Raw genomic sequence first — 9,262 nt, forward strand, 5'->3', positions numbered from 1 at the left:
AAGTAACTGCGTGAACTAAGGAACCGCCGTATACCGAACGGTACGTACGGTGGTGTGGGAGGTCGGCTACTCAACTAATGGGTAGCCTCCTACCCGATTTTGCCCATGTTTGGCGTCGTTATTGCTTTCAAGCAATACCGTTACAGCCGCGACGGCTTCTGGGCAAGCATTATCCAAAGCAAATGGGTGGGCCTGCAAAATTTTAAATTTCTGTTCAGCACTAACGATGCTTATATCATTACCCGAAATACGCTGCTGTATAATATAGTATTCATCGTCGCCGGGCTAGTACTCTCCGTTGCAATGGCGATCATCTTGTCGGAAATTGCCAACAAGAAGCTGGCCAAGCTGTACCAAACGGGCATGTTCCTGCCTTATTTTTTATCGTGGGTCATTGTTGGCTACTTCGTATTCAGCTTCCTTAGCTTCGATAAAGGTATGCTGAACCATGTCATTACTTCGTTCGGGGGAACGCCGATTCAATGGTACAACGACAAGACGTACTGGCCGCTTATTCTTATTGTTGTGAACTTATGGAAAAGTGTCGGGTATAGCAGCGTTGTTTACTTGGCGTCCATTATGGGGATTGACAAATCGCTGTACGAAGCGGCGATGATCGACGGCGCGAGCAAGTGGCAGCAAATCGTCAACATCACGCTGCCGATGCTGAAGCCGCTCATGACCATTTTGACGCTGCTGGCGATCGGCCGCATATTTTATGCGGATTTCGGGCTGTTTTATCAGGTGCCGAGAGATTCCGGCACGCTGTATTCGGTAACGAATGTAATCGACACCTACGTCTACCGGGGACTGAAAACGACAGGCGAGATCGGAATGAGCACCGCGGCGGGCTTGTATCAATCCGTGGTCGGCTTTATTCTGGTCATGGCCTCGAACTATATCGTGAGAAAATTTGACAAGGAGAATGCTTTATTTTAAGCAAGCCGCATCGAAAGGAGGATTTTGAGGTGCTCGCCAAACCGAAAACAAGCATAGATTTTCATCGATTGCCGCCTTTGCTGAATGCGGTATTTCACCTCGTTGCCGGCTTATTTGCCGTCGCCTGCGTGTTTCCGTTTCTGTTCGTGACCGTCATTTCGTTTACGGACGAGAAGGCGCTGAGCGCGAACGGATACCGGATTTTTCCGGAGAAGTGGAGCTTGGAGGCGTACCGTTATTTGTTCAAAGCGGGAGACCAGCTTCTTCTCTCTTATGGCGTTACCATTCTTGTGACAGTTGTGGGGACGATCGTCAGCTTGCTTTTGACAGCTACGTTCGCTTATGCGATCTCCCGGAAAAGCTTCAAATTCCGCAATTTTTTCGGATCTTTCGCCTTTTTTACGATGCTGTTCAACGGCGGGCTCGTACCGACCTATATCGTCGTCACGCAGCTATTGGGAATTAAAGATTCGCTTTGGGCTTTAATATTGCCGCTTGCGGGCAACGCGTTCTACATCATGATTATGCGTACGTTTTTCAGCACGTCCGTTCCCGATGCCATTATCGAGTCGGGCAAAATCGACGGCGCGGGGGAATTCGGCATCTTCGTCAAATTGGTGCTGCCGCTCTCGCTTCCGGGGCTCGCCACGATCGGCTTGTTCAGCACGCTCGGCTACTGGAACGATTGGTTCAATGCGCTGCTTTATATCGATAATCCCCGGCTCGTGCCTTTACAGTCCATGCTCATGCGCATTGAGAACAGCATGCAGTTCTTGCTCCAGAATACGCATAACCCTTCCATCGGCGTGAGCTTGCTGCAAACGCTGCCGCAGGAAACGTCGCGGATGGCGATGGTCGTGCTGGCGACAGGCCCGATTGTGTTCGCTTATCCGTTCTTTCAGCGGTATTTTATTCAGGGCTTGACCATCGGAGCGGTAAAGGAATAATTTATAGATATTCGCGATCGAACAACTTGGAGGATTGGAAGATGGAGCAATTCAGGCTGCCGAAAATACCGATGCCGAAGCTGGAGCTGCCAAAGGCGATTAGGCAAGTGCTGGAGGAAGCGGAGCAGAAGCTCGCGCATCGTCCCAAATTGTTACAGCTGTTTCAAAATTGTTTTCCCAATACGTTAGAGACGACGACCAAGCTGCTGGACGACGGGACGACGTTCGTCATCACCGGAGACATCCCCGCGTCCTGGCTGCGCGACTCCGTCGAGCAAGTCATTCACTATGTGCCGTTTGCCAAAAACGATCCCGACCTGCAGCGCATCATCGGCGGCCTCGTCAAGCGCCATATTCAGTACATCCACATCGATCCGTATGCCAATGCGTTTAACGAAACGGCAAACGACTGGCATTGGAATAAGGCGGATATGACGGAAATGTCGCCTTGGGTATGGGAACGCAAATTCGAGCTCGATTCGCTGTGCTTCTCGATGCGGCTCGCTTACGCCTATTGGAAAGAAACGGAGCTCACGGACATTTTCGATGCCGGCTTCAAGGCCGCGATGTACAAAATTTACGAGCTGTTCAGAACGGAGCAGCGGCATTTTGAATTGTCGCCATATCGTTTCACGCGAAATAACGGCATTCCGTCGGACTCGCTCAGCAATAACGGGATGGGGATGCCGGTCATATAGGCGGTGTGGTGTGTGCGCTTCCGCTCCAGCGACGATGCCTGCGACTTCCATTACAACATTCCGGCGAACATGTTCGCCGTTGTCGCCCTGCGCCATATGCAGGAGTTTGCGGAGTGGGTGTTCCGCGATACGGATTTCCTCCGCGAGCTCAAAGAGCTTGAAGCGGAAATCGACCGCGGTATCCGCTTGTACGGCATTTACCGCCATCCGGAGTTTGGCCCGATCTACGTTTACGAGACGGACGGGTTCGGCAATTACTGCCTGATGGACGATGCGGGCACGCCGGGGCTGATGTCGATTCCTTATTTGGGGTACGTATCCACGGGCGATCCGATTTATCAAAACACAAGGCGGTTCGCGCTAAGCAAGGAAAATCCGTTCTACTTCGAAGGGAAAGCGGCCAAAGGCATCGGCAGTCCGCATACGCCGGACGGCTACATTTGGCATATGGCGCTTTCTATGCAGGGCTTGACGGCTTCCACGGCGAAAGAGAAGCTGGAGATGATTGCCATGCTCGAAGCGACGGATGCGGACACAGGGTTTATGCACGAAGCTTCCATGCCGACGATCCGACGATATTTACGCGAAAATGGTTCGCCTGGTCGAACAGTTTGTTCTCCCAATTGGTGTATAAAGCGATGAAGGAAGGTTTGTTATGAGCAGGCCTATCGTTGTTTTCCACGATGCCGCATTTCCGGGCGGCGTTTCCCCGGAGGCGCCGATCGAGCGGCTTGCGGCGGCCGGTGCGGTCGTAGCCGGGGCCGATGCGCTCGGAGAGGCGCTGCGTACGGCGGGCGGCGGGTGCTTCGTCAATCTGCACGCCCCTTATTTTCCGAAATCCGCCTGGCCGGACATCCTGGCGTTTTTGCAGCGCGGCGGCGGGCTCGTCAGCATAGGCGGCGCGCCGTTCAAGCGTCCGGTGCGCCCGGAAGGCGAAAGCTGGCATGCGGAGACGGAACAGACCGCCTATCATCAGCAATTGTACATTCACGAAATGCTTCGCGTCGACTCGGCGCCGATCCGTTCCTACGCGGCGTTGGAAACGCTGCCTTTGCTGCAGGGGCGGGAGTCGCTGTTTGCGCATGCCGATACGTGGAACATGGTGCCGCATACGACGCGAAACAGCGATTTGCCGCATCAGATGGGCTCTGCGGGCACGATGAGCACGCGGATCTATCCGCTATTGAAAGGCATCGGCAAGGAAGGCCGCGAGCTCGCGGCGCCAGTCGTCCTTTGGGAAAACTCGCGCGGCGAGTTTGCCGGATCGCGCTGGATGTTCGTCAATGTGCCGCTCAGCGCTTCGTTTTGGAGCGACGGCGGCGCAGACAGGTTGATGGATTGGGCGGCGTTTTGCGCCAAAGGGGTTACGGAGCTGTGGATCAAGCCGAATTATGCCAGCTACGAGCAGGGCGAGCATGCCATTCTATCGCTCCAGACGCAGTTTCTCGGGCGCGGGGGCGGCGGCTCCGGCTCGCAGCGATGGACCTTTGAGCTTACGGTGGAGCATGAAGGCGGGGCACAACATGGTTGGACGCACCGATTGACGGCGGATGTGAACAAAGAGTTCAACACGGCGCGCATTCCCGTGCCGCTTGACATACAGCGCGGCTTCCATCGCGTCGTTTGCAGGGCGCAGTCCGAGGACGGGGAGCTTCGCTTGCTGCGCCAAGGCTTTTGGGGACACGATCCGCTCCTGCTCTCCGAGGGGGCGCCGGTTTCGTGCGGCCGCGACTATTTCGTCCGGGACGGGCGTCCGCTGCCGGTCGTCGGCATGACGTATATGGCCTCCGATGTCGCCCGCAAATTTTTGTTTCTGCCTAATTGCGACGTATGGGACCGGGACATGGCCCAGATGGCAAAGGCAGGCATCAACTGGATCCGCACCGGAATATGGACCGCTTACCGCAACGTCATGCAGGTGGACGGCCACGCTTCCGAAGAAGTGCTGAGGGCGATCGACGCCTTCTTCCTGACGGCGAAGAAGCATAACCTGCAGGTGACGTTCACCTTTTTCTCCTTCACGCCGGAGGCCTGGGAAGGGGTTAACCCGTATCTTGATCCGCAAAGCGTTGAGGCGCAGAAGCGGTTTATCCGCTCCATTGTTTCGCGCCACCGCGCGACGACGCACGTGGATTGGGATTTGATCAACGAGCCTTCCATGTTCGATCCGGCCCGGATTTTTTCCGATGGGCCGCGTTCCAGCCGCGACATGTTCGAACGTCAGGCGTTTATCGAGTGGCTCAAGCAGCGCCATGGCCGCATCGAGCTTCTGCAGGAGCGGTGGAACATGTCACCCGCACAGCTGCCCTCGTTTGAAGCTGCCGAAGTTCCCGAGGCCGATGAAATCAACTTCGACGTGCAGGACATGCACCGCGCCAAAAAAGGAACGCGCTGGCTCGATTACTGCCTGTTCTCGATGGAGATGCATAATCGCTGGGCGAAGGAGCTTAACGATACGATCAAGGAGATCAGCCCGAGCCAGCTTGTCGTGGTCGGGCAGGACGAGGCGCTCGGGGCGCAGCGGCCTTCTCCGCTGTTTTACGAGGAGGCGGTGGACTATACGACCGTACACTCGTGGTGGCTCAACGATCATCTCGTTTGGGACGGCATTTTTGCCAAGACGGCAACGAAACCGTGTGTCGTGCAAGAAACGGGCATCATGTACGTGGAGACGCCGGACGGCCGCGCCAAACGGTCGGAAAGCGAGCTGCGGAGCTTGCTCGAGCGCAAATATGCGTATGCCTTCGCCACCGGTGGCGCGGGCGCCATTCACTGGATATGGAACACGAACTTTTATATGGATAATGCGAACGAATCGCATATCGGCGCCCTTCGCGCCGACGGCACGGAGAAGCCGGAAGCGACGTATCTTACGAATTCGGCCGGTTCATAGCGGACATCCGCGATTTGTTTCAGGACCGGGCGCTGGAGGATATCGCGGCGGTCTTCCCTTATTCGAACGATTTTTCGAACCGCAAATTGGCCTTCGATGCCACGACTACAATGACCCGCGTGCTATCTTATCAGTTGAAAATGCCATTCCGCGCGGCGTCGGAATATCATCTGGACGCGCTGGAGGATCTGCCTGCGAAGCTGATTGTGCTCCCGAGCGCGCATAACATCGACGATCAAGCTTGGAACAAGCTGATCCGGATTGTGCGCAATACGGGTGCGACTCTGCTGGCGACGGGACCGATCAGCCTCGATGCGTATTGGAAGCAAGTGCCGCGTCTGGCCGCCGAGCTGGGCGAAGCGGAGCTTCAGAACGTGCGGCGGGAAGAGATGCTGATCGTGCAAGGCGCTGCGCTTCCGGTATCGTTCGGCGGGCGCCGCATTGCCGAGCTGTTGAAAGAAGTGCGCGGAGGCAGCGGGGAAGCGGTTGCCGGTCCCGGACATAACCGTTCCGGCGATGCGGTTGTCGATATTCCGCTTGGCAACGGCCGGCTCCTGTGGTGTCCGCTGCCGGTCGAATTGAACGAACGGACGGACACGGTGGCTGAGTTGTATCGTTACGCGATCGATGCCGCGCGCTGCGAAAGCGGGATGAAGTGGATTCAAGGCGGAGAGATCGCAGGCGTATACGGAAGAAAGCTCCGTTTCAAGGACGGCTTCCTGTACGTATTCGTATCCGAGTTCGGTTGGAACGTGAATATCGAAGTGAAAGATACGGACACGGAGGCAACCTATGCCTTTACTCTGGAGAAAGAGCGCTCCGTTCTCTTCGCTGCTGACACCGCGGGCCGTCTCATCTCCGTATACCGTCCTGAGGAAGTCCAAATCGAAAGGAGTTAAGCGATGAGCAGCAAAAGAACCGCCCATATTGTTTCCCATACGCACTGGGACCGGGAATGGTATTTGCCCTATGAGAAGCACCATGTTCGTCTCGTCAAGCTGATCGATACGCTGCTGGACAAATTGGAACAAGATCCGAATTATCGCAGCTTCTTTTTGGACGGGCAAACGATCATTTTAGACGATTACCTTCAGGTCAGGCCGGATCAAAAAGACAGGCTGGCCAAAATGATTCGCAGCGGGCGCATTTTGATCGGTCCGTGGTACATTTTGCAGGATGCTTTTTTGACGAGCGGCGAAGCGAATGTGCGCAATATGCAGATCGGCCATCAGGACGCGATGAAATTCGGCGCCGTCTCGAAAATCGGATATTACCCCGATACGTTCGGGCTCGTAGGCCAAACGCCGCAGTTGATGCGGCAATCCGGGATCACGAACGCATTTTTCGGCCGCGGCGTGAAGCGACGGGCTTTAACAATACGGTCTCTGACGGAGATTACGAATCGTCGTTTTCAGAGCTGCTCTGGGAAGGGCCGGACGGCTCGCAGGTGCTCGGCATTCTTTTTGCCAACTGGTATTCGAACGGCAATGAAATTCCGGCCGACCCGGAACAAGCGAAGGAGTACTGGCAGCGGAAGCTGGCGGACGCGGAGAAATACGCAGCGACGGGCGAACTGCTCTTTATGAACGGTTGCGACCATCAGCCGGTGCAGACGGACTTGCCGGAAGCGATACAAACCGCGCGCGAGCTGTTTCCGGATACGACGTTTATTCATTCGAATTTTATCGATTATTTGCAATCCGTTCGGCGTTCCTTGCAGCGTGAGCTATCCATAGTAAAAGGCGAGCTGCGAAGCCAGCGTACGGACGGCTGGTCTACGCTCGTGAACACCGCTTCGGCCCGCATATATTTGAAGCAGATGAATCAGCTCGGGCAAGCGATGCTGGAAAAGGTGGCGGAACCGCTGGCAGCTTTCGCGAATGTGCTCGGCGTAGGCGAAACGTATCCGCATCATTTGTTCACATACGCCTGGAAAACGCTGATGCAGAACCATCCGCACGACAGCATTTGCGGCTGCTCCGTGGACGAAGTACACCGGGAAATGGTGGCGCGCTTTGCGAAAAGCAGGCATGTGGCGGAATCGGTCGCCGATGACAGCAAGCGGGCGATTGCCGAGGCGATCGATACGTCTTGCTTTGCGCAGGCGGGCGAAGGAGCGCTGCCGGTCGTTGTTTTCAATACATCCGGTTGGGATCGTACCGGCGTTGTGAGTATCGAGCTGGAAGCGCTGCGACTGTATTTCCGCGACGGCTACACGCTGGAGGAAGCCGGCAGTCTTGCAAAATCGGAGGATCTGTCAGGCCGCACGCTCGTGGACGCGGAAGGGAATATCGTTCCGTGCACGTTCGAAGATCTCGGACTGCAATTCGGTTACGACTTGCCGGACGACAAGTTCCGTCAGCCGTATATGTGCCGCAAAGTGAAGCTGACTTTTGAAGCGCAAGAAGTTCCGGCGTTGGGGCTGAAGACGTACGCTTGGGTTCGGAAAGAAGCGGATATCTCCGCGGCATCGCTGCTGTCGGGAGACCGGGTGCTGGAAAATGAGGCGCTCAAAGTCGAAGTCGCGGATGACGGCTCATTCACGTTGACGGACAAGAAGAACGGCCGTACGTACCGGGATTTGGGCGTTTATGAGAATACAGGGGATATCGGCAACGAATACATGTATCGGCAGCCGGAAGGCGAAATTCCTTTAACAACAAGCGGATTAAACGCTCAAATTCGCGTGTTGCAAGACACGCCTTACCAGGCATCCATTGAGATCGTGCACGACTGGGAAATTCCCGCGTCGGCGGACGAATTGCTGGAGGAAGAACAGCGCAGCCTGATCTACTTTCCGCACCGCAAAGCGCAGCGCTCAAAGCGCATGGTGCCGATGCGGATCCGCACCGTCATCAGCCTGAGCCGCAGCAGCAAAGGGCTGGAGATCGAGTCGTCGTTCAACAATCAGGCCAAAGACCACCGATTGCGGATGTTGTTCCCTACGGATTTGCAAACCCGGGTGCACCGCGTCGACTCCATGTTTGAAATCCCGCAGCGGGACAATACGCCGTCAGCCGAATGGGAAAATCCAAGCAATACGCAGCACCAGCAAGCTTTTGTCGACGTAAGCGAGACGGGAGCGGGTCTTGTCGTCGCCAATCTCGGCTTGAACGAATATGAGATTTTGCGCGACGGGCGCAACACGATTGCAGTGACGCTGCTTCGCGCGGTTGGCGAGCTTGGCGACTGGGGGTTCTTCCCGACGCCCGAAGCGCAGTGCCCGGGCGAGCATACCGTCCGCATGCGCCTCATTCCGCATAACGGCGACGGCATACAGTCCGGCGCTTACGCGGAAGCTTACCAGTACCAAATTCCTTGGACGTTGTGTCAAACGGGCGTTCACAATGGACACATTGCGCCGGTGTATTGCCCATTCGTGTGGGATGGCGGCGAGTTGGCCTTTTCCTCGCTGAAAATGAATGAAGGCACCGGCGATCTGCTGCTCCGTTGGTACAATATGAGCGCGCAAAACGCGGAACTCAAGCTCCAGCCGAGCATTCCGTTCTACCATATGTACAAGAGTACGATCATGGAAGATCATGGACAGAGTGTCGAAGCCGATGCTGAAGGCGTGCTGTGTTTGCCGGTTGGTCCGTGCGAAATTGTAACGATCGGAATTCATCGATAAGACGTGGCTGCGCTGCGGACCTAAGAATGTGGGTCTCCGGCTTCCTTGAACTCGTGTTCCCTCGAATTACAAAACATGGTGGGAACACGAGTTCAAAGGCGCACGATCCGCTCTCCGCCCCACATTCCCATCCTCCGCTCCGCCTTTCCTCGGG

1 protein-coding gene and 4 pseudogenes are annotated in these 9,262 nt (G+C 55.8%); all 5 read left to right on the plus strand.

The window, feature by feature from the left end; all coding sequences use genetic code 11:
- Nucleotides 1-99 precede the first annotated feature (99 nt).
- Nucleotides 100-939 (plus strand): annotated as a pseudogene (locus SD70_RS31725) (ABC transporter permease); the annotation flags it as partial.
- Nucleotides 940-968: 29 nt separating this feature from the next.
- Nucleotides 969-1,886, plus strand: coding sequence for a carbohydrate ABC transporter permease (locus SD70_RS31730; RefSeq protein ID WP_041052607.1), 918 nt, complete (start codon nt 969-971; stop codon nt 1,884-1,886).
- A gap of 71 nt (nt 1,887-1,957) precedes the next feature.
- Nucleotides 1,958-3,243, plus strand: a pseudogene (locus SD70_RS31735) (glycoside hydrolase family 125 protein).
- Nucleotides 3,240-6,376 (plus strand): annotated as a pseudogene (locus tag SD70_RS31740) (beta-galactosidase). Before SD70_RS31735 ends, SD70_RS31740 begins: the two co-directional pseudogenes overlap by 4 nt.
- A 3-nt stretch (nt 6,377-6,379) precedes the next feature.
- Nucleotides 6,380-9,108, plus strand: a pseudogene (locus tag SD70_RS31745) (alpha-mannosidase).
- The last annotated feature ends 154 nt before the right edge of the window (nt 9,109-9,262 follow it).

This window comes from Gordoniibacillus kamchatkensis (genome assembly GCF_000829455.1).
GTDB lineage: Bacteria > Bacillota > Bacilli > Paenibacillales > NBRC-103111 > Gordoniibacillus > Gordoniibacillus kamchatkensis.